Source organism: Novosphingobium silvae, from assembly GCF_009856825.1.
Taxonomy (GTDB): domain Bacteria; phylum Pseudomonadota; class Alphaproteobacteria; order Sphingomonadales; family Sphingomonadaceae; genus Novosphingobium; species Novosphingobium silvae.
In genome coordinates this window covers 569,276-589,417 of record NZ_WVTD01000001.1, presented here as the reverse complement: position 1 = coordinate 589,417, position 20,142 = coordinate 569,276, and the positions used below count along the sequence as shown (strand labels likewise).

The 20,142-nt window shown below is 69.6% G+C and carries 18 protein-coding genes, 1 tRNA gene and 1 riboswitch; of the genes, 17 read left to right on the top strand and 2 right to left on the bottom strand.

What is annotated here, in order from left to right; genetic code table 11:
* Window positions 1-351 precede the first annotated feature (351 nt).
* From GR702_RS02870 to mdoH, 4 genes are all read left to right on the top strand, one after another.
* The gene (locus GR702_RS02870) at window positions 352-1,401 is read left to right on the top strand and encodes an outer membrane factor lipoprotein domain-containing protein (protein WP_237449503.1); all 1,050 of its coding nucleotides are present in this window, start codon (window positions 352-354) and stop codon (window positions 1,399-1,401) included.
* On the top strand, window positions 1,394-2,587 hold the full coding sequence (locus tag GR702_RS02865) for an efflux RND transporter periplasmic adaptor subunit (RefSeq protein ID WP_160984408.1): 1,194 nt from the start codon (window positions 1,394-1,396) through the stop codon (window positions 2,585-2,587). Before GR702_RS02870 ends, GR702_RS02865 begins: the two co-directional genes overlap by 8 nt.
* A gap of 94 nt (window positions 2,588-2,681) precedes the next feature.
* Window positions 2,682-4,181 carry an OpgD/OpgG family glucan biosynthesis protein gene (locus GR702_RS02860; protein WP_160984407.1) on the top strand — a complete coding sequence of 500 codons (1,500 nt, stop codon included), beginning with the start codon at window positions 2,682-2,684 and terminating at the stop codon, window positions 4,179-4,181.
* Window positions 4,178-6,007: a glucans biosynthesis glucosyltransferase MdoH gene (gene mdoH, locus GR702_RS02855; protein WP_160984406.1), complete on the top strand. Its 1,830-nt coding sequence runs from the start codon at window positions 4,178-4,180 to the stop codon at window positions 6,005-6,007. The genes GR702_RS02860 and mdoH overlap by 4 nt, the downstream gene beginning before the upstream one ends.
* Here mdoH and GR702_RS02850 read toward each other — a convergent pair.
* Window positions 5,989-7,302 (bottom strand): cobyrinic acid a,c-diamide synthase CobB, encoded by a 1,314-nt coding sequence (locus GR702_RS02850; protein WP_202407995.1) that lies wholly within the window; start codon window positions 7,300-7,302, stop codon window positions 5,989-5,991. The genes mdoH and GR702_RS02850 overlap by 19 nt on opposite strands.
* A 72-nt stretch (window positions 7,303-7,374) precedes the next feature.
* A riboswitch (cobalamin riboswitch) is annotated at window positions 7,375-7,565 on the top strand.
* A 112-nt stretch (window positions 7,566-7,677) separates the two neighbouring features.
* On the opposite strand from GR702_RS02850, the gene GR702_RS02845 reads away from it, so the two are divergent.
* From GR702_RS02845 to cobU, 9 genes are all read left to right on the top strand, one after another.
* Window positions 7,678-9,615 carry a TonB-dependent receptor plug domain-containing protein gene (locus GR702_RS02845; protein ID WP_160984405.1) on the top strand — a complete coding sequence of 646 codons (1,938 nt, stop codon included), beginning with the start codon at window positions 7,678-7,680 and terminating at the stop codon, window positions 9,613-9,615.
* The gene (locus GR702_RS02840) at window positions 9,615-10,022 is read left to right on the top strand and encodes a DUF1636 domain-containing protein (RefSeq protein ID WP_160984404.1); all 408 of its coding nucleotides are present in this window, start codon (window positions 9,615-9,617) and stop codon (window positions 10,020-10,022) included. The genes GR702_RS02845 and GR702_RS02840 overlap by 1 nt, the downstream gene beginning before the upstream one ends.
* On the top strand, window positions 10,019-11,035 hold the full coding sequence (gene cobT, locus GR702_RS02835) for a nicotinate-nucleotide--dimethylbenzimidazole phosphoribosyltransferase (protein WP_160984403.1): 1,017 nt from the start codon (window positions 10,019-10,021) through the stop codon (window positions 11,033-11,035). Before GR702_RS02840 ends, cobT begins: the two co-directional genes overlap by 4 nt.
* A gap of 7 nt (window positions 11,036-11,042) precedes the next feature.
* Entirely contained in the window at window positions 11,043-11,603 is a 561-nt protein-coding gene (locus GR702_RS02830; protein WP_160984402.1) for a histidine phosphatase family protein, read from the top strand.
* 78 nt (window positions 11,604-11,681) lie between these two features.
* On the top strand, window positions 11,682-12,392 hold the full coding sequence (locus GR702_RS02825) for an adenosylcobinamide-GDP ribazoletransferase (RefSeq protein WP_160984401.1): 711 nt from the start codon (window positions 11,682-11,684) through the stop codon (window positions 12,390-12,392).
* Window positions 12,389-13,372, top strand: coding sequence for a threonine-phosphate decarboxylase CobD (gene cobD, locus GR702_RS02820; RefSeq protein ID WP_160984400.1), 984 nt, complete (start codon window positions 12,389-12,391; stop codon window positions 13,370-13,372). The genes GR702_RS02825 and cobD overlap by 4 nt, the downstream gene beginning before the upstream one ends.
* Window positions 13,365-14,393 carry an adenosylcobinamide-phosphate synthase CbiB gene (gene cbiB / locus GR702_RS02815; RefSeq protein ID WP_160984399.1) on the top strand — a complete coding sequence of 343 codons (1,029 nt, stop codon included), beginning with the start codon at window positions 13,365-13,367 and terminating at the stop codon, window positions 14,391-14,393. Before cobD ends, cbiB begins: the two co-directional genes overlap by 8 nt.
* Window positions 14,381-15,889, top strand: a complete 1,509-nt coding sequence (locus tag GR702_RS02810) for a cobyric acid synthase (RefSeq protein WP_160984398.1) — start codon at window positions 14,381-14,383, stop codon at window positions 15,887-15,889. Before cbiB ends, GR702_RS02810 begins: the two co-directional genes overlap by 13 nt.
* Window positions 15,886-16,395, top strand: coding sequence for a bifunctional adenosylcobinamide kinase/adenosylcobinamide-phosphate guanylyltransferase (gene cobU, locus GR702_RS02805; RefSeq protein WP_160984397.1), 510 nt, complete (start codon window positions 15,886-15,888; stop codon window positions 16,393-16,395). Before GR702_RS02810 ends, cobU begins: the two co-directional genes overlap by 4 nt.
* Before the next feature lie 47 nt (window positions 16,396-16,442).
* Here the strand turns inward: cobU and GR702_RS02800 are convergent.
* A tRNA-Arg gene (locus GR702_RS02800) sits at window positions 16,443-16,519 on the bottom strand.
* A gap of 115 nt (window positions 16,520-16,634) precedes the next feature.
* Between GR702_RS02800 and GR702_RS02795 the strand changes: the two genes are divergently transcribed.
* The 4 genes from GR702_RS02795 (at window position 16,635) to GR702_RS02780 (ending at window position 20,109) form a co-directional block, all read left to right on the top strand.
* Window positions 16,635-17,120, top strand: coding sequence for an MmcB family DNA repair protein (locus GR702_RS02795; RefSeq protein ID WP_160984396.1), 486 nt, complete (start codon window positions 16,635-16,637; stop codon window positions 17,118-17,120).
* Window positions 17,121-17,416: 296 nt separating this feature from the next.
* Complete coding sequence (locus GR702_RS02790; protein ID WP_160984472.1) at window positions 17,417-18,835, top strand: DEAD/DEAH box helicase; 1,419 nt, start codon at window positions 17,417-17,419, stop codon at window positions 18,833-18,835.
* A gap of 93 nt (window positions 18,836-18,928) precedes the next feature.
* Window positions 18,929-19,693 (top strand): sterol desaturase family protein, encoded by a 765-nt coding sequence (locus GR702_RS02785; RefSeq protein ID WP_160984395.1) that lies wholly within the window; start codon window positions 18,929-18,931, stop codon window positions 19,691-19,693.
* A 14-nt stretch (window positions 19,694-19,707) separates the two neighbouring features.
* Window positions 19,708-20,109: a DUF2141 domain-containing protein gene (locus tag GR702_RS02780; RefSeq protein WP_160984394.1), complete on the top strand. Its 402-nt coding sequence runs from the start codon at window positions 19,708-19,710 to the stop codon at window positions 20,107-20,109.
* The last annotated feature ends 33 nt before the right edge of the window (window positions 20,110-20,142 follow it).

Here is a 20,142-nt window from a genome sequence, read left to right as displayed (position 1 = left end):
ACATCCCCGATTTCTATCTCGAGGAGCACGTTGCCCGTCATGTCAGCAACCGCAGAAGCCAGTAAAACCGGTGCGTTCCGCTGCGGTGAACGGCCCTCTAAAGCTACCCCTCGATTCGGTCAACACCCTTTTTCAAAAAACTTTCATGAAAGCGGCGTATCAAGCTTCTCCCGCAGGTTTCCGGATGAAGCTACTCCAAGGGAGAGCCGGCGCTTCTGGCCCCTTTGCATGCTTCCGCCCACATTTGCGTGGCCCGCACTGCAGCCTGCGGCCTTCTGCGGCGTTCGCTGTCGCAGCAAGATTGCTTCACACCATCCAGGTGCTATCGCGTTGCCCGTGTCGACAAAGTTCATGACAGTAGCCCGCACCGGGCGCCCGGCCGCTCTCGCCCTTCTTTTCGCGAGCGCGGCATGCACGGCGAATGGCAGCCGCGTGGCGGATACTCCGGCCGTGGCAGGAAGCGACACGTCCGTGCAGAGCGCGCAACCTGCGGCACCCGCTTGGTGGACGCAGCTGAGCGACCCCTTGCTCGCCGCCCTCGTCAGGCAGGGGCTCGAGGCCAGCCAGGAGATTTCCTGCCAGATCGCGTCGCTTCGCAGCTTTGACGAGGAGACCGCAAGCGATGCCCGCCGCATCGGTGCGCGGATCGGGCGGTTCCTGGGCGACAGGAGCACGGCGCCCGGTCCCGCCGCGCGTGAGGAGCGCGTGGAGCGTGTCGCTTTGCGCCGTGCCCGCCTGGCAAGGCAAATCGCCGCTGCCTACGTCGATGTGCGCCGCCTGCAGCAGGACGTCGCCATTCGCAGTGCGCTGCGGAACCAGTTTCGGGACAACGCCGAAGTCGCGCAGTTCCGCCGGGAAGCAGGGCTTGTTCCCGCTCTGGACGGAGCACTCGCCCGCTCGCAGGACGAAGTGGCCCAGGGCGAACTCGGGTTCGCGCAGGGCCGCCTGGAAGACGCGGTGGGCGAGCTTGCCCGGCTTGTCGGCGAGAGGCCCGAGGCGCTGGCTGCCCGGCTCGCCCCCCCTTTGCCCCTTACTGATCCGCCGGTCGATCCGCTTGCCATGGCGCAGGCGGACGATCCCCGCCGGGCGAAGCTGGCCGACCAGATCCTGCGCGAGGCAAGGCTGGGCCAAGCCCTGGCGGAATCGCGCCGAACGGTTCGTGACGCGCGGAGTGCCTATCGCGGCGGGGCCGGCAGTTTCGCCACTCTCTATGTTGCCGAGGCTGCGGCTAACGCGGTCGAGCTGGCGCTGCTTGACGCACGCGCCGGCCGGATCGCGGCGACGCTCGATCTCTGGGCCGGGCAGGATCGCGACTGGGCGCGCGAAGGACTTGCGCCGGTTGTGGGCACGCATCCGCCCGCCACGGCGGAAACGATCACGGTGATGGCCGCTTGTGACTGAACAGGACACCCATACCCCGCTCGACACCCTGCTCGGAGCCTCGCCCCGGCATGTGCTGCGCCACTGGCTGAGCCTGCTGGTGCTGGCGATCGCCGCGCTGGCCGCGCTCGTCTTCTTCGTTCGCTTCGTCACTGGCGAGGATTCCCCGTACTATTCCGCGCCCGTCGAAAGAGGAGACCTCACGCCGCTGGTTTCCGAGCGCGGGATCGTGCGCGGAGCGGGCGAACTGACGGTCCCGGCCGGAGTGGCCGGGCGGATGACGTGGACCTCTGCGAAGACCAATGGAGCCGTCTCCAAGGGCGAGCTGCTTGCGGTGATCGACGCAGGGCAGGTGAAAACCGCGGTGGAGATCGACCGTTCTCGCCTCGCCGCCGCCGAGGCCTCGCTCGAAGGCGCGCAGGCCGCTGCGCACGATACGGGCGCGCGGCTTGCCCGGTTCGAGAGCGTCTGGAAGCGTTCGGGCGGACGCGCACCCTCGCTGAACGAGATCGAGCGTGCCCGGACCGAGGCGAGGCAAGCGGCACTGGCCGTCTCCTCCGCCAAGGCGGAAGTCCGCGCGGCGCAGCTGCAGCTGGGTGACGATCGCAGGCTGCAGGCGGGCGCAGAGGTGCGCGCGCCCATCGACGGCACGCTGGTGATGCGCCACGCGCAGCCCGGACAGGTGGTAGCGCAGGGCCAGCCGCTGTTCACCATTGCCGCCGGCCTTTCTCCGCTGACCGTCGATGTTCCCCTTGCCGGTCAGTCCAGCGCGCAGATCAAGGCGGGCACGCAGGCGCAGGTTCGGCTCGACGCGCTTCCCGATGTACCCCAGTCCGCCGCACTGACGCTGCTTCGCGTCACTCCGCCCCCGCAGTCCACCCCCCCGCGCGCGGTGTTCACCCTCTCCCGGCCTGATCCCCGCGTGAAGCCCGGCATGCCCGCCACGGTAGAGATCGAGCTTCCCGCCCGACGCGGCGTGCTGCTGGTGCCCGATGCTGCACTGCAGTTCGATCCGGCCAACCGGCACGCCCGCCGCCGCGAGCGGATCTATATCCTCGAGGCGGGCGAGCCGCGCCGGGTCTACGTCACCGTGGGCGGCAGCGACGGCAAGCGGACGGAGGTGTTCGCCAACGGGCTGGAGCCGGGCCAACAGGTGATCATCGGTTGGCGGGACGGGACGAGTGGACCCGAGGCGTCAGGACGCTGAAAGGTTTGCAGTGCAACAATCGGGCGGCCCATGCGTATGGGCACCGATTGCCAACTTGCCACCAAAGGGGTCAGTTCTGAATATCGACGGGCAGATGTCGCGCCGCCATGCGGTCAGGCTTATGGCAATGCTTGCGGCGGCAAGCGCGCTGCCGCAAGGCGTGAGCGCTGCCGTGAGCGGCAGGTTGGGCGCGCCTGCCCCGTTCTCGTGGGACAGGCTGGTCGCGCGTACACGTGCTCTGGCGCGCAGGCCCTTCGTCGAGACACCCGATTCGCCTCGTGCCGCCGCCGACTATGACGCGGCCGTGAAGCTGACCTACGGCAACGGCGAGGCCATCGCGGGCAACGTCCGCCTGTTCCCGGCAACGCGCGGCACGGCGCCCAAGCCGGTGCGCATCGCCATCGTGGAGAACGGACAGGCACGCGAGATCATCGACACCGACGGGCTCTTCGTGGGCGGGAGCAACACCGATCCCGTGGGCTTCCGGGTGATGGACGCCACCGGCCGGAGCGACTGGCTGGCCTTCCAAGGGGCGAGCTACTTCCGCTCCTCCGGTTCGCGCGATCAGTACGGGCTTTCGGCGCGGGCGATCGCCGTGGACACCGGCCTTGCCAAGGGAGAGGAGTTTCCCGCCTTCACCCACTTCTGGATCGAGCAGACCGGGCCCGACACGGTGCGCGTTCACGCCCTGCTCGATGGACCCAGCGTTGCGGGCGCCTATGCGTTCGAGTGCCGGAAGGGCCAGAATGCGGTGACGCAGGATGTCACGTCCGCCCTCTTCATGCGGCGCAACGTGGAGCAGCTGGGCCTTGCCGCTGCATCCAGCATGTTCTGGTACGACCAGTCGAGCCCGCCGGCCAAGCGCGATTGGCGACCGGAGATCCACGATTCGGACGGGCTCGCCATCTGGGCCGGCAACGGCGAGCGGATCTGGCGACCGCTCGAGAACCCGCCCGTGGCCAAGCTCCACGCATTCCGGGCGGAGGCCCCCAAGGGCTTCGGCCTGATCCAGCGCGACCAGAACTTCGATCATTATCAGGACGACGGCGTCTTCTACGATCGCCGCCCCTCGCTCTGGGTGGAGCCGAAAGGCGACTGGGGAGCGGGCGCGGTGTACCTCTACGAGATGCCGACCGCGAGCGAGACTCTCGACAATGTCGCCATGTTCTGGCGCGGGGACAAGCCCGCCAGGGCCGGCGAGCGGCGCGACTTCGCCTATCGTCTCACCTGGACATCGCAGGATCCCACCGCCGACAAGGCCTCGCGCTGCGTCGAAGTCTACGACGGGCCGGGCGGCATCCCCGGAGCGCCCCCGGTAGCGGGCGTGCGCAAGTTCGTGTTCGACTTCGCGGGCCCTGCCCTGTCGGGGCTGGACCGCGAAAGCGGGGTCACGCCCGAAACGGACCTGCCCAAGGGAGCCATCGTCTCTGCCGTCGCTTATCCCATCGCGGGGTCCGGCGCGCGCTGGCGGGTCATGATCGACGTGAGGAGCAAGGACGTGAGCCAGCCCCAGTTCCGCCTCTACCTCAAGCGGGGCGACACCGCGCTCAGCGAAACGGTCATCAAGTCGCTGGAAAGCGGGACGCCGGCATGAGCGCCACCCCTGTCCCGACCCTGGCGATGCTGCCGGCCGAAGCTCCGATGGCGATGCCGGTGCAGAACCTTTACGGCAATCCGCCCGGCGCCCGCGAGGTGCTGACCAGCCCGCACGGGATGCTGGTGAAGCGCCTGCTGCTGCTTGCCCTCACGGCCGTGATCGGCCTTGCCGCATCGAGCACGGTGCGCATGGAGCTTTCGCGCGACGGGCTGAGCCTGATCGAGATCGTGCTGCTGGCCTTCTTCGTCCCGCTGTTCTGCTGGATCGCCTTCGGCTTCGTCACTTCGACGATCGGTTTCCTCAAGCTCATCACCGGCGAGCATCCGGGCTTCACCGCCCTGCCCAGCCCAGCGTCGAGCCTGCGCCATCGCACGGCGGTGCTGATGCCCGTCTACAACGAGAGCGTGGAGGAAGTCTTCGCTCGCGTGCGCGCCATGGCGAACTCCATCGCGGCGGCGGGCGGCGCGCCGTGGATCGACTTCTTCGTGCTGAGCGATTCCAACCCCTTCCACGGCAAGCGCGAGGAAGCCGCATGGCGCGAACTTGCCGCCGAGGCACCGATCAAGGTCTATTACCGCCGCCGCGAGAAAAACATCGCCCGCAAGCCCGGCAACATTGCCGAGTGGGTGAAGCGCTTCGGATCGGCTTACGAGTGCATGCTCGTGCTCGATGCCGATTCGATGATGAGCGGCGACACCATCGTCGGCATGGCCTCGATCATGGAGGAGCGCCCGTCCATCGGCCTGCTCCAGACGGTGCCGATGATCACCAATGCGCGCACCCTGTTCCAGCGCTGGATGCAGTTCGCGAGCGAGGCCTACGGGCCGATCGCCAGCGCCGGGCTGCTCTGGTGGTCGGGATCGGAATCGAACTTCTGGGGCCACAACGCCATCGTGCGCACCCGCGCCTTTGCGCAATCCTGCGGCCTTCCCGAACTGCCGGGCAAGCCGCCGTTCGGTGGCCATATCCTCAGCCATGACATGCTGGAATCCGCACTGCTGCGCCGGCGCGGGTGGGCGGTGCACATGGTGATGATCGGCGGCTCCTACGAAGAGTTCCCGCCGACCATCGTCGACATGGCGATCCGCGACCGCCGGTGGATGCAGGGCAACCTGCAGCACCTGCAGCTGCTCGGCGCGTCTGGCCTGCACTGGGCCAGCCGCCTGCACCTGCTCATCGGTGCTTCGGCCTATCTCACCTCGCCGGGCTGGCTGCTGCTGATCCTGACGATGATCGGGCAGGTGGCGGCCGAAGGCACCGGAGGTTTCGTCACTCTCGCTCCGCCGAGCGTGCTGGCGCTTACCTTGGTGCTGCTGTTCGGGCCGAAGGTCATGGGCACGATCTGGATGCTGGCGGACCGCGACCGTCGACGCGCCTTCGGCGGTGCAGGCGCCATCCTGCGCACCGTTCCGCTCGAGATCGTGCTGGGCATGCTGCTTGCCCCGATCACCATGGTGACCCAGACCAAGGCGCTGCTCGGGCTGCTGCTGGGCATCTCGGCGGGCTGGAACACGCAGTCGCGCGATGCCCGGCGCATCACCGTGCGCGAGATCCTGCCCGACCTTCGCGAGCACCTGCTGCTGGGCGCGGCGTTCGCCGCCACCGCCTGGCTCGACCCGATGACGGCGCTGTGGCTTTCGCCCATCATTGTCGGCCTTGTCGCCTCTCCCTGGCTGATCAGCCTGACCTCGAGCGAGACGCTGGGCAGCCGCGCCGCCGCGGGCCGCTTCTTCCTCGTGCCGGAGCCAGGCATCACCGAGACGCCGCGCTTTCCCACGCCTGCCCCGCTGGCATCGGTGGAAGGTCAGGCGGTCGAGGCCTGAGCCGCGAAAAGGCGGGCGGCTGCGGCCGGAGCCGATGGGAAATAGAAGTGCATGTAGCTCGCGGTGAGCGAGCCTGCGCGGTAGATCGCCTCCCCCGGTCGGCCATCCGGGGTGCGGGCACGGACGACAGGCGGAAGCGCCGTTTGCATCCGCGAGTAGTGGAATGTGTGCCCGCGCAGGGTGCCGCCGGGCAGATCGACCTCCTGCATGCCGAGCGCCGCCAGCCGGGGCTGCATCGTCGCCATGCCGGGAAAGAGCCCCAGAAGATCGGCGCGTGCGCCTTTTCCATCGTCGAGCGCTTCGCAGGCGTAGAGCAGCCCCCCGCACTCGGCGAGGATCGGGCGGGCCGCGGTATGGTGCGCGCGGATCGACGCGAGCATGCCCCGGTCCGCGCAGAGTGTCTCCAGGTGAAGCTCTGGATAGCCGCCCGGCAGCCATAAGGCGTCGCAAACAGGCAGGCAGGCATCGCGCAAGGGAGAAAAGAACGAGAGCTGCGCTCCTGCCCGCTCCAGCCAATCGATGTTGGCGTGGTAGAGGAACGCAAAGGCCTCGTCCCGCGCTATCGCGACGCGCAATCCCGGCAGGAGGCGGCCGGGCTCAGCGCGCGAGGCGGCAGGAAACGCGACCGGCGGCGGCAGGTGCAGCGCGGCGTCTGGCAGAAGCGCGGCGGCGCGGGCCAGCCGCTGGTCAAGGTCGGGCAATTCGCTTGCCTGCACCAGGCCCAGGTGTCGTTCGGGCAGGGTGACGGCGGCTTCGCGAGCAAGGGCGCCGAGCCAGCGAACGCCTTCCGGCACGCTCTGGGCAAGCAGCTGCGCATGGCGTTCGCTGCCCACCCGGTTGGCGAGAACGGCGTGAAGGTCGAGCCCCGGGCGATAGGTCGCAAGTCCATGGACAAGCGCTCCGAAGGTCTGCGCCATGGCCGATCCATCCACCACGGCGAGCACCGGCAGGCCGAAGCGCTGCGCCAAATCGGCCGCGCTCGGGCTGCCGTCGAACAGGCCCATGACCCCTTCGACCAGGATCAGGTCGGCCTCTCCCGCAGCTTCGTGCAGCAGTGCGCGGCACTCCTCCTCGCCGCCCATGAACAGGTCGAGCTGGTGGACGGGCGATCCGCTGGCCGCTTCCAGCACCATGGGATCGAGGAAGTCCGGGCCGCACTTGAACACTCTCACCCGCCGACCGGCGTCGCGGTGCCGCCGGGCCAATGCGGCGGTGACGAGCGTCTTGCCCTGCCCGGAGGCGGGGGCGGCGACCATGAGCGCCGGGCAGTGTCTTGGGAGAGCGATGCGGTCCATCGCCCCGGCACCTATTCCCCGGGATCGCCCGGCGCAAGCATCGGCCACTTGCGCCGCGCCCGCTCGCACGATAGTTGCCGCACCGCGACAGGTTCCCCGAAGGGGGATTGAAAGGGAACGCGGGTGTAAGACCCGGGCTGCCCCTGCAACTGTAAGCGGAGAGCCACCGGCCACTATGCCATTGGGAATTCATCCTCCCGAGAAGGCGGCCGGAGCGGCATCGACCCGTGAGCCAGGAGACCTGCCCGTCGCAGTCGTTCTTCGACCGGACAGGGTGTGCCGGACGGACGGGGCCCGTTCCTCGCGTGACGACAGTGCAGCCTCGCAGGCGCCTTGCCTGCGGGGTCGATACCGTCTGCTTGAAGGAATGATCGCTTGAACACCCGCATTCTCACTGCCGCCCTGCTTGCCGCCGCCCCGGCCACCCCCGCCCTCGCCCAGACCGCTCCCGAACTGGCTGGCGGCAACGGCAACGAGGGTATCGTCGTCACCGCGCTGCGCACCCCGCTTGCGGTGGAGCGCATCTCCTCAAACGTCACCGTGCTCGACGAGGACGCGATCGTCGCTCTCCAGCCGGTCGCGGTGACCGACGCGCTGCTGCGCACGCCGGGCATCAGCCTGTCGCGCAACGGCGGCTACGGCACCACCACTTCGCTGCGCATTCGCGGCGCCGATGCGGGGCAGAGCGTCATGGTGATCGATGGCATGCGCATCTCCGATCCCTCGTCCACGGCGGGCGGATACGGCTTCTCCAACCTCTTCACCGACGACATCGACCGCATCGAGATCCTGCGCGGACCTCAGTCGATCCTGTGGGGCAGCGATGCGATCGGCGGCGTCGTCAACGTGCGCACCCGTCGTCCGACCCGGCCGCTCGAAGGCAGCTTCGCGCTCGAGGCCGGCACCTACGACACGGTTTCCGCGCGCGCTGGCATCGGCGGCACGTCCGAGGCGATCGACTGGCGCCTTGCCGGCTCGCACTTCACCACGCGCGGCATATCGGCGCGCGCCAACGGCACCGAGGCAGACGGCTTCACCCGCAGCAGCGGCAGCGGCACCGTCACCGTGCGGGTGGCACCGGGCGTCAGCCTCGACCTGCGCGGCTACTGGTCCACGTCCGACAACGACTTCGACGGCTTTTCGGGCGACACGCGCGCCTATGGTCTGACGGAGGAATGGTCGGGGTATGCCGGGCTCAACTTCGAACTGTTCGATGGCCGCCTCGTCAACCGCGTCGCGGTGCTCCAGACCGAGACCGACCGCGAGAACTACGACCCCACGCGCACCATCCGGCAGATCGACTTCGATGCCCACGGCCGCCTGCGCCGCTACGAATATCAGGGCACCTTCACCGCTTCCGAGATGGTGCAGGCGGTCTTCGGGGCAGAGCGCGAGGAGCAGCGCATGACCACCGCCTCGCCGTCCGACAGCACCGCGCCCTACACGCTCTCCCCCAACAGCGTGGACACCAACAGCGTCTACGGCGAACTGCGCGTGATGCCGCTTGCCGGACTGACCCTGAACGGCGGCGCGCGCTATTCCGACCAGTCGCGCTTTGGCGGCAACACCGTGCTCAGCGCAGGCGCGGTCTATACGCCGAACGAGGGCGCGACCGTGTTTCGCGCCAGCTACTCCGAGGGATACAAGGCGCCCTCGCTCTACCAGATGTTCAGCATCTACGGCGTCGACGATCTCTCGCCCGAGAAGGCCAAGGGCTGGGAAGTGGGCGCGGAGCATGCCTTCGGCGAGGCGCTGAAGCTCTCCGCCACCTGGTTCCAGCGCGACACCGACAACCTGATCGACTTCGCCTACTGCCCGACCAGCGGCGCGCAGCCCGAGGTCTGCTACATCCCGGGGACGCAGACCACGCGCTTCGGCTATTACGCCAACGTGCGGGCCGCCAAGGCGCGCGGGCTCGAGCTTGCCGCCGCCGGCAGGCTCGGCGTGTTCTTCGCGGAAGGCAACTACAGCTGGATCAAGGCCGAGGACCGCACCGAGGGCAGCAGCACTTATGGCCGCCAGCTGCAGCGGGTGCCGCGCCATCTCGCAAATGCCGAGGCCGGGATCGACCTTCCGCAGGGCCTGCGCGCCAGCGTCGCCGCGCGCTATTCCGGCGAAAGCTTCAACGCCGCCACTGGAACCGCCAAGCTCGACGATTACTGGCTGGTGGACCTTCGCGCGCAGTGGCAGGTCATGGAAGGCCTGATCGTGCAGGGCCGCGTCGAGAACCTGACGGACAAGGACTACGAGACCGTGGCCGGCTACGGTACGCTCGGCCGCACCGTCACCCTGGGTCTGAGGAGCCGCTTCTGATGCTTGAACCTGTCGCGCCCGGCCCCTCGGTGGTGGTCTGCAGCACCTGTCGCCTGAGCGCCGAGGAGCGCGAGGACGAGAGCGGCCGGCGCGGCGGCGCCTTGCTGGAGGATGCCCTGCGCGCCGTGCAGGGCCAGGACCCGGCGCTGCAGGGCGTGGAAGTGCAGGCCATGCCCTGCCTCTTCGCCTGCAGTCGCCACTGCACCGTCCACATCCGGGCGCCCGGCAAGGTCGGCTACGTGCTGGGCGACTTCGCTCCCGATGAGGACGCGGCCCGCGCGATCCTCGAATATGCAAGCGCCCACGCCGCGAGCGAGGAAGGGCGCGTGCCGTTCCGCGAATGGCCGCAGGGCGTCAAAGGGCATTTCATCACCCGGACCCCGCCCGAAGGCTTCGTCTGCACATGATCCGCTTCAGCGACCCTGCCGCCTTCGCCGCCGCGCTTGCCGCCCTGCCCAAACCCAATGCCGCCAGCCGGAACGCGGCGGAGCAGCGCCAGTCGCGGCTGACCAAGCCTGCCGGCTCGCTCGGCCGCCTGGAAGACATCGCCGGGTTCATGGCAGGCTGGCAGGGGAGCGAACGCCCCCGCGCCGACCGGGTGCAGGCGGTGGTCTTCGCCGGGAACCACGGGGTCGCCGCAAGGGGAGTGAGTGCCTACCCTCCCGAAGTCACTGCGCAGATGGTGGCCAACTTCGAGGCTGGGGGCGCTGCGATCAACGCCCTCACGCGTGCCTGCGGGGCCCGGCTCTCCGTCGTCCCGCTCCACCTTGAGCGTCCCACCGGCGACATCACGCGCGAACCCGCGATGAGCGTGGAAGACTGCCTCGATGCGCTGAACCAGGGCGCGGCCTCGTTGCAGGAGGGAACCCAGCTCTTCCTGGTGGGCGAGATGGGAATCGGCAACACCACGCCCGCCGCCGCCCTGTGCGCCCATGGCTTGGGCGGCGAGGCTGCGGCCTGGGTGGGGCGTGGCACGGGGCTGGACGATGCCGGGCTTGCCCGCAAGGCCGCTGCCGTGGATGCGGCGCTCGCCCTCCACGCCCACGCCTGCACCGATGCATTCGAGACCCTACGCCACCTTGGCGGGCGCGAGATCACGGCCATGGCGGGCGCGATCCTTGCCGCGCGCCTGCGCCGGGTGCCGGTCCTGCTCGACGGGTTCATCGCCTCCGCCGCGATCCTGCCGCTGGCCCGCGCGAACCCCTGCTTCACCCAGCATTGCATCGCCGCGCACTGTTCCGCCGAGGCCGGGCACGAGCGGCTGCTCCAGGCGCTGGGGCTGGAGCCGCTGCTGCGTCTCGGTCTCAGGCTTGGCGAGGCCAGCGGCGCCGCGCTTGCAGTGCCGATCGTGCGCGCCGCGCTGGTCGCCCACGACGAGATGGCGACTTTCGAGGAAGCCGCCGTCGCGGGCAGGCAATGAGCGTGGGATGAGCGGCATCCTCGTCCATCTGATGCGCCACGGCGCGCCGGAAACCCCCGGCCTCCTGCTGGGGCACCGCGACGATCCGCCGCTCCCATCCGGCATTTCCCGGTGCATCGACAATGCGCAGCCCCTCGGATTCGAGCGGGTGCTGTCTTCGGATCTCGCGCGCGCGCAAGTGCCCGCCCGCGCGATCGCCGGGTCGCGCGACGTACCCCATGCCTCTGACCCTCGCTGGCGGGAACTCGATTTCGGCGCTTGGACGGGCCATGCTCCGGGCGAGGTCGATCCGGCCGCCCACGCCCGGTTCTGGGACGATCCGGAGGTCCACGCTCCTCCGGAAGGCGAGCGCTGGTCGCAGTTGCGCCGCCGCGTGGGGCAGGCTCTTGCCGGGATCGAGGCGCCCACCCTCGTCGTGACCCACGCCGGTGCGATACGCGCGGCGCTGGCGGAAATGTTCCACATGGAACATCGTCAGGTCTGGGCTTTCGACCTGCCATGCTCCTGCGTGCTCTCTCTGCGTATCTGGCCGGGCGAGGCGGCTCAGATCGTGGGGCTGAAAGCATGAGGATCACACCGGGATGACGCCGCAGCAGCCTGCCCCGCCTGTGCTTTCACCTGGTCCTGCCCGGCGGGCGGTCGCGGCATGAAGCATCTTGTCCTTGCCCTGCAGTTCCTGACCCGGCTTCCCCTGCCCCCGGTGAAGGCGGATGCGGAGGATTTTGCCGCGGCCATGCGCTGGTTTCCGGTTGCGGGCCTTGTCGTCGGCGCTGCGGCGGCGCTGCCGTGGTGGCTGCTGGAGGGGCGCGACGCATGGCTAGGGGCACTTGCCGGCCTTGTCGGCTGGGTGGCGATCACGGGCGCGCTGCACCTTGACGGGCTGGGCGACGTGGCCGACGGGGCGGGTGCCGCGCATGGCGGTCGCCACCGGCTTTCCGCCGTGATGGCCGACCCGCACGTGGGCAGCTTCGCGGTGGTGGTGATCGTGCTGCAGCTGCTGGCCAAGCTGGTGCTGCTGCATGCGCTGTCGCCCGCGCAGGTCTGGGCACTGGTTGCGGTGCCCGCGCTCGCCCGCATCGCCCCGATCGGGTGGACGCTGTTCCTGCCCGCCCTTCACGAAGGGCTCGGCAGCCGCTTCCGGCCTGGCGTAACCACCCTCCACCTCGCCCTCTGGAGCCTTGCCGCGCTCGGTGTCGCGCTTGCCCTTGCTCCCGCGCTGCTGGCAGGGTTCCTTGCCGCGGCGCTCTGGGGCCGGTGGCTGCTCACCCGGCTGGGCGGGATCTCTGGCGACGGGCACGGCGCCGGGATCGAGCTGGTGGAAACCGCATTGCTGATCGCTCTGGTGCTCGCCCCGTGACCTCGCCGTTCCTTCACCATGGCGGAAGACTGGCAGAGGCTGCCCGGCGGTTCGGCGGCGCGCCGGAAGACTGGATCGACCTTTCCACCGGCCTCAATCCCGTCCCCTGGCCCGTGGATCGAGCACCGGCCGCCGACTGGCGCGCGCTGCCCGCCCCCGATGCGCTCGCGGCGCTCGAGCAGGCGGCGGCCCGTCACTTCGGAGCGGACCCGGCGCTCGTCTGCGCGGTTCCCGGCAGCGAGACCGCGCTGCGCCTGCTGGCAATGGTGCTGGGCCTGCCGGGGCGCGCTCTCGTTCCGGCCTACCGCACGCACGCGGAAGCCTTCGCCGCCTCCGCCCCGATCTCCTTCGGCGAGAGTCCCGCCACGTGCGAGGCGGTCGTCCTGGCCAACCCGAACAACCCCGACGGCATCCTGCGCGCGCCTGCCGACGTGCTTGACTGGCATGCGCGCATCGCATCCCACGGCGGCTGGCTCATCGTCGACGAAGCCTTTGCGGACTGCCATCGCGAAAGCAGCGTCGCTGCGCAGGTGGAGGAGGGGACAAGGCTGGTCGTTCTGCGCTCCTTCGGCAAGTTCTTCGGCCTTGCTGGGCTGCGCCTCGGCTTCGTCATCGCCCCGCCGGAGCTGGAGCAGGAACTGCGCCGCCTGCTGGGAAGCTGGCCGCTGCATGCCGCCGCGCTGGAAGTCGGGCCTGCCGCCTATGCCGATGCGCCATGGATCGAGCGGACGCGGCGCGAACTTCCCCGCCGGGCAGACGCGCTCGACCGGGTGCTCGCACGAAGCGGCCTTGCTCCCCAGGGTAACTGCCCGCTTTTCCGCTACGTGACCGGCCCCGGCGCACGCGACCTTTTCACCCGCCTTGCCCGGGCGCGCATCCTGACCCGCCCCTTTGCAGAGCGGGAGGATGCCCTGCGCCTTGGCGTACCTGCCGATCCGGGGCAGCTCGAACGGCTGGAACAGGCGCTCGCCCGTGGCTGAGCCTGTCGCCGCCGCGGCCCTCGCGATAGAAGCGCTGCTGGGCTGGCCGGCACGCCTCCACGCCGTCACCGGCCATCCGGTGGGCATCTTCGCAAGGATCATCCGCGCCTGCGACCGGCGGTTCAACCGGCCCAGCCTTGCGCCGCATCGTCGCCGCCTGGCAGGCATCGGCGCCATGGCGGCGCTTGTCCTTCCCGTGGCAGGCGTGGCGGCGCTGGCGGAGCATTATGCACGCGCGGCGCTCGGCCCCTACGCCTGGCCCGTGCTGGCGCTGCTCGCCTGGCCCGCCATCGCCGCGCGCAGTCTCGACGACCATGTCCGCCCGATCCTCGCCGCGCTGGAAGCGGGCGATCTTCCCGCCGCCCGAGTGTCGGTAGGCATGATCGTGGGCCGCGACACCGCCGCTCTCGATGCCCCCGCCGTTACCCGCGCCGCGATCGAAAGCCTTGCCGAAAGCTTCTGTGACGGCGTCGTCGCGCCCTTGTTCTGGCTGCTTGCGCTCGGCCTGCCGGGAGCCTGGGCCCTCAAGGCGATCAACACCGCAGACAGCATGATCGGCCACATGGAAGAGCCTTACCGCGACTACGGCTGGGCCGCCGCCCGGACCGACGATGCCGCGATGCTGCTGCCTGCCCGCCTTTCCGCGCTGCTCCTGTGCCTTGCGGCGCCGGGCGGCTGGCGCGTCATGGCCCGCGACCACGCGCTCCATGCCTCTCCCAACGCCGGATGGCCCGAGGCCGCGATGGCAGGCGCTCTGAATGTGCGTCTTGCAGGGCCGGTCGCCTACGAGGGCGTCGTCGCCGAAAAGCCGTGGATCGGCGGGGAAGGACGAGAGGCAGGACCCCACGACCTGCGCCGCGCCCTTGGCGTCTATCGCCGCGCCTGCGTGCTGCTGGGCGCGTTTGCCCTTACCGCAGCCCTGGGCGCCGCAGCCTTGGGCGCCGCAGCCCTCGGCGCCGCAGCCTTCGGAACCGCAGCCTTCGGAACCGCAGACTTGGGAGCCGCTTCATGGCAGGGCTGATGTTGCAGGGAACGGGGTCTGACGTCGGCAAGTCGGTGCTGGTCGCCGGGCTTTGCCGCGCCGCCGCCAATCGCGGCCTGCGGGTACTGCCCTTCAAGCCGCAGAACATGTCGAACAATGCCGCCGTCACTCCCGAGGGTGGCGAGATCGGCCGGGCGCAGGCGCTGCAGGCGCTGGCCGCGCGCGTGCCGCTCCAGGTGGACATGAACCCGGTGCTGCTCAAGCCGCAGGCGGACCGCACTTCGCAGCTGATCGTCCACGGCAAGGTGCGCGGCACGATAGGCGCGGCGAACTTTCGCGAGGCCCGTCGCCCGCTCCTGCCCGAAGTGCTCGAAAGCTACCGGCGCCTCGAGGCGCGCTGCGATCTCGTGCTGGTCGAGGGTGCGGGCTCGCCCGCAGAGATCAACCTTCGCGAAGGGGACATCGCCAACATGGGCTTCGCGCGGGCGGCAGGCGTGCCGGTGGTGCTGGCCGGAGACATCGACCGCGGCGGAGTGATCGCCGCCATCGTCGGCACCCGCGCCGTGATCGCGGCCGAGGACGCGGCCATGATCCATGGCTTCCTCATCAACAAGTTCCGGGGCGATCCCGCCCTTTTCGCCGATGGCTACGGCGCGATCGAACGGATGTCCGGCTGGCGCGGGTACGGCGTGCTGCCATGGGTGGCGGAAGTCTCGCAGCTGCCGAGCGAGGATGCCGTCATCCTCGAACGCGGGCTTCGCGGACGCGAGGGGAAAGTGCTTGTCGCCTGCCCGATCCTGCCGCGCATCGCGAACTTCGACGACCTCGATCCGCTGCGACAGGAGCCGGGGGTGGAGCTGGCGATGATCCCGCCCGGCACGCCCATCCCCGCCGAGGCGGACCTGGTGGTGCTTCCCGGCTCCAAGGCGACGATCGCGGATCTGGCTTTCCTGCGCGCGCAGGGCTGGGACATCGACGTGCTCGCGCACCGTCGGCGGGGGCGTGCGGTGCTGGGCATCTGCGGCGGCTACCAGATGCTGGGCCGCTCCATCGCGGACCCGCTCGGCATCGAGGGACCGGCCGGAGAGGTTCCGGGGCTCGGCCTGCTCGATGTCGCGACCGTGCTGGGGGACCGCAAGGCGCTGCGCCAGGTGGAAGGCACTGCTTGGGGCGCAGACTTCACCGGCTACGAGATGCACATGGGGGTGACGCAGGGCGCCGATGCCCAGCGCCCCTTCGCCCGCCTCGCCGACGCTCCAACGGCCGACGCGCGACCAGCCAACACGCGACCGACCGACACCCAGCCCGATGGCGCCACCAGCCGCGACGGGCTCGTGACCGGCACGTACTGCCATGGCCTGCTGGCACGCCCGGGACTGCGCGCCCGGCTGCTTGAGCGCATCGGCACCGCCTCCGACGGGGCGGACCACGATGCGCGCGTCGATGCAGCGCTCGATGCTCTGGCCGCCGCCATGGAGAGGCACCTCGACATCGACGGCCTGCTCGCGCTCGCCGGAACGGGAGCACACGGATGACCACTTCGCTTCTCGTCCTTGGCGGCGCCCGTTCGGGCAAGAGCCGCTATGCGCAAGGCAGGGCGGAGGCGCTTGCCGGAAACCTCGTCTACATCGCCACGGCCCAGGCCTTCGACGCCGAGATGACAGAGCGCATCGTGCGCCACCGCGACGACCGGGGACCGCGCTGGACCACGCTGGAGGAGCCTTTCGACCTCGCCGGCACCATCGCGCGGGCCTCGGACAGCGCTGGCGCCGTGCTGGTCGATTGCCTGACGCTGTGGTTGTCGAACCTGATGCTGGCGCAGATGCCGCCGGAGGCCGCGACCCATGCGCTGGCCGACGCGATCGCACGCTGCCCCTGCCCGATCGTGCTGGTATCCAACGAGGTCGGGCTCGGCATCGTCCCCGACAACGCGCTCGCCCGCGCCTTTCGCGACGAGGCCGGCCGCCTCAACCAGACCATCGCGGCACAGGCAACCGAAGTGCAGTTCATCGCCGCCGGACTGCCCCTGCGCCTGAAATGACCGCGACCGGCCGTGTCCGCGGACGAGAAGATGTCTTGATGAGGAAATGGTGCACCCGACAGGATTCGAACCTGTGGCCTCTGCCTTCGGAGGGCAGCGCTCTATCCAGCTGAGCTACGGGTGCAGTGGAGGCGCGGGTAGCAGAGGGCGGCGGGGGTTTCCAGCGGCAATTTGAGCACTTTGTGGAAGAGCGGCCGCAGCGGCTTGCAAGTTCTTCATATGTTCCTAAGATGGCGGCCATGGCCGAAGCCGATTCCCTTCCCTTCCTGAACACCGCCGCCGAAGTCGCGCGCGGGATCGCACGCCTGTTCGCGCGCAACGATGTGTGGTGCATGCCCGAGATGCCGCTGCGGTGCGGACGGCGCGCCGACCTCATGGGCATCGATGCCAAGGGGCACGTAATCATCGTCGAGATCAAGGTCTCGCGCGCGGACCTGCTCGGCGACGGCAAATGGCCCGACTATCTGGAATACTGCGACCGGTTCTACTGGGGCCTGTCGCCCGCGCTCGACAGGTCGCCGCTGGAGACCGACGCGTTTCTTCCCGAGCAGTGCGGGGTGATCGTCGCCGATGGCTACGATGCCGAGATCGTGCGCCCCGCCCCGCTCCATCAGCTCGCCGCCGCACGCCGCAAGGTCGAGACCGAGCGGCTGGCACGCGCCTCGCTGCGGCGCCTCGTCAACCACGGCGATCCCCATACGCGGCAATGGGGCGCGGAAGGCTGACCCGGCCTGGCGGCGCGCTTCGGGATGGTGCGGGCAATTTTCTTGCTTTTCCCTGCATCGGCCCTTATGTGAGCGTCCAGCAACCGGCGCGGGAAATCCGTTCCCGCCGCAATCCGCGAGCAGCGTGAGGTCGAGGCGCCTGTCGCCAGGACCGGTCCGGACTTACGGTTGCCACCAGCAAAAGCTTCCTTCCTCACGCAGGGTCGCCCGTAACGACACCTTGCCGTGCGCGCCCTCTTCGCAAAGCCCGTCTTTTCGAAAGCTGTGCGCCCCCGTGCCCTTTTGAAAGTGACATGATGTCCTATTTCTCCGAACTTGGCCTTGCCGAGCCCATTCTCCGCGCGCTCGAAGCCAAGGGCTACACCGATCCCTCGCCGATCCAGCGCCAGGCCATCCCGGCGCTGATGGAAGGCCGCGACCTGCTTGGCATCGCGCAGACCGGAACCGGCAAGACCGCCGCGTTCTCGCTCCCCTCGCTGCACCGCCTTGCCCAGGATCCCAAGCCGCGCCAGAACGCTGGCTGCCGCATGCTGGTGCTTTCGCCCACGCGCGAACTTGCAGCGCAGATCGCCGAGAACATGCGCGGCTACGCCAAGTTCCTGAACCTCTCGGTCCAGTGCATCTTCGGCGGCGTGCCGGTGGGCAAGCAGGCCCGCGCGCTGGAGCGTGGCTGCGACATCCTCGTCGCGACGCCGGGCCGCCTGCTCGACCTCATCGACCAGCGCGCGCTGACGCTCCGCCACGTCGAGATCTTCGTCCTCGACGAGGCCGACCAGATGATGGACCTTGGCTTCATCGTGCCGCTGAAGCGCGTGGCCGCGCTGCTGCCCAAGTCGCGACAGAGCCTGTTCTTCTCGGCCACCATGCCGCAGGCCATCGCCGAACTCGGCCGCCAGTTCATCAACGATCCCGTGAAGGTAGAGGTCGCCCCGCAGTCGACCACGGCCGAGCGCGTGGAGCAGTACGCGACTTTCATCAACCAGGCCGAAAAGCAGGCGCTGCTGACCCTTTCGCTGCGCGCCCGGCTTGCGCCTGACGCCGCGGAGAAGGCCGAACACGGCGCGATCGACCGTGCGCTCGTCTTCACCCGCACCAAGCATGGCGCGGACCGGGTGGTGCGCCACCTGGTGGCAGCGGGCATTCCCGCCGCCGCGATCCATGGCAACAAGAGCCAGGCCCAGCGCACTGCCGCTCTCGGCGGCTTCCGCCAGGGCACGATCCGCATCCTCGTCGCAACGGACATCGCCGCGCGCGGCATCGACGTCTCGGGCGTGAGCCACGTCTACAACTTCGAGATCCCCAACGTCGCCGAACAGTACGTGCACCGCATCGGCCGCACCGCGCGCGCCGGAGCAGACGGCGTGGCGATCAGCTACGTGGCGCCTGACGAGAAGCCCTATATCCGTGACATCGAGCGCCTGACCCGGGTCAAGCTCGCTGCGCTGCCGCTGCCGGAGGACTTCCAGAACCAGGCCGCGCGCCTTCCCGCTCCTGCCCGCAGCGCCCCCGCGCAGCCGCAGGGCAGCGGCCGCGGCCAGGGCGGGCGCAGCGCCGGCGGCAAGAGCGGTGGCGGCCAGCCCCGCCGCGACGGGCAGCGCTCCGAGCGCCGCGAAGGCGCGCCTGCCGAGGAGGGCGGCGAGCGCAAGCGTCGCTTCCGTCCGCGGGGCCCCAAGGGCCTGGGCTCGCACAAGGGTGCGGTCCGCCGCGCAGGCTGACGAGCGGACGGGACGGCCGGTGTGGCGGGGCTCGCGCCCTGCGGCCCGTCCATCCCTTCGCCACGAACTCGCGAAGTTCTAGTTCGAACGGCCATGGCGCCTGAGGCTTCCTTCATCGCGATCATCGCCAGCGCCGCTGCCATGACGGCGATCGTCGGCGGGCGATACCTCGCCACCTCCGGACTGTTCGCCTGGATCACCGGGCGCGTGCTTCCGGGACACTATGCAGGGCTCGATTCGCAGATCCGGCGGGAAATCCTGTGGTCGCTGGCGTCCGCTGCCATCTACGGAATACCGGCCGGCGTGGTCGCCTGGGGATGGCAGGCGCACGGCTGGACGCGCATCTACACCGACGCGGACACCTGGCCGCTGTGGTGGCTGCCGCTTTCCGTGCTGGTCTACCTGCTCCTTCACGACACCTGGTTCTACTGGACCCATCGCTGGATGCACCGGCCCCGTGTGTTTCGCGTGGCCCATGCGGTGCATCATGCCAGCCGCCCGCCCACGGCCTGGGCGGCGATGAGCTTCCACCCCCTCGAGGCGCTGACGGGGGCCATTGTGGTGCCTGGCCTGGTGTTCCTCGTACCCATCCACGTCGCCGCGCTGGGCACGGTGCTCACGATCATGACGGTGATGGGCATCACCAACCACATGGGCTGGGAACTGTTTCCCCGCCGCCTGGTGCATTCGCGTATCGGCCACTGGCTCATCACCGCCAGCCACCACCAGCGGCACCACGAAAGCTACCGATGCAACTACGGGCTCTATTTCCGTCACTGGGATCATCTGTGCGGCACCGACAGCGGGCTATCCGAGGCGTTCTCCCGCTCCTCGCCCTCGTCCCCGGCGCGGCCCTGACCGGCGGCGCGGCGATGGCGGCACCGGCGGCAGCCGCCCCGGCGCAGACCGGCGTGCAGGTCACGGTGACGCAGCTGCGATCCGCCAAGGGGCAGGTTCTGGCCTGCCTCACCGCGCGGGCCGATGCCTTTCCCGACTGTCACAAGGATCCGCTGGCCCGCAAGCTCACGATCCCCGCCGCCGAGCAGGTGGTGCTGGATTTCGGCGCCGTTCCGCAGGGACGCTACGCCGTTTCGGTGATCCACGACGAGAACGCGAACGGCAAGCTGGACACGCGGCTGATCATCCCGCGCGAAGGCTATGGCTTTTCGCGAGATGCCGCCGTGCGCATGGGGCCTCCAAGCTTCGATCGCGCCGCCGTGAGCGTGGAGGGAGAAGCCGTTCGCCTCACCATACGGATGCGTTATCTGCTCTAAGCGGGCTTGCCGCCCCCGGCCTCGCGGCCTACC

What these genes read in the sequence shown, in the direction of transcription:
- GR702_RS02870 (WP_237449503.1), top strand. Translation starts at nt 352, where the DNA reads ATGACAGTAGCCCGCACCGGGCGCCCGGCCGCTCTCGCCCTTCTTTTC.
- GR702_RS02860 (WP_160984407.1), top strand. Translation starts at nt 2,682, where the DNA reads ATGTCGCGCCGCCATGCGGTCAGGCTTATGGCAATGCTTGCGGCGGCA.
- mdoH (WP_160984406.1), top strand. Translation starts at nt 4,178, where the DNA reads ATGAGCGCCACCCCTGTCCCGACCCTGGCGATGCTGCCGGCCGAAGCT.
- GR702_RS02850 (WP_202407995.1), bottom strand. Translation starts at nt 7,302, where the DNA reads ATGGACCGCATCGCTCTCCCAAGACACTGCCCGGCGCTCATGGTCGCC.
- GR702_RS02840 (WP_160984404.1), top strand. Translation starts at nt 9,615, where the DNA reads ATGCTTGAACCTGTCGCGCCCGGCCCCTCGGTGGTGGTCTGCAGCACC.
- cobT (WP_160984403.1), top strand. Translation starts at nt 10,019, where the DNA reads ATGATCCGCTTCAGCGACCCTGCCGCCTTCGCCGCCGCGCTTGCCGCC.
- GR702_RS02830 (WP_160984402.1), top strand. Translation starts at nt 11,043, where the DNA reads ATGAGCGGCATCCTCGTCCATCTGATGCGCCACGGCGCGCCGGAAACC.
- GR702_RS02825 (WP_160984401.1), top strand. Translation starts at nt 11,682, where the DNA reads ATGAAGCATCTTGTCCTTGCCCTGCAGTTCCTGACCCGGCTTCCCCTG.
- GR702_RS02810 (WP_160984398.1), top strand. Translation starts at nt 14,381, where the DNA reads ATGGCAGGGCTGATGTTGCAGGGAACGGGGTCTGACGTCGGCAAGTCG.
- cobU (WP_160984397.1), top strand. Translation starts at nt 15,886, where the DNA reads ATGACCACTTCGCTTCTCGTCCTTGGCGGCGCCCGTTCGGGCAAGAGC.
- GR702_RS02795 (WP_160984396.1), top strand. Translation starts at nt 16,635, where the DNA reads ATGGCCGAAGCCGATTCCCTTCCCTTCCTGAACACCGCCGCCGAAGTC.
- GR702_RS02790 (WP_160984472.1), top strand. Translation starts at nt 17,417, where the DNA reads ATGTCCTATTTCTCCGAACTTGGCCTTGCCGAGCCCATTCTCCGCGCG.
- GR702_RS02785 (WP_160984395.1), top strand. Translation starts at nt 18,929, where the DNA reads ATGGCGCCTGAGGCTTCCTTCATCGCGATCATCGCCAGCGCCGCTGCC.
- GR702_RS02780 (WP_160984394.1), top strand. Translation starts at nt 19,708, where the DNA reads ATGGCGGCACCGGCGGCAGCCGCCCCGGCGCAGACCGGCGTGCAGGTC.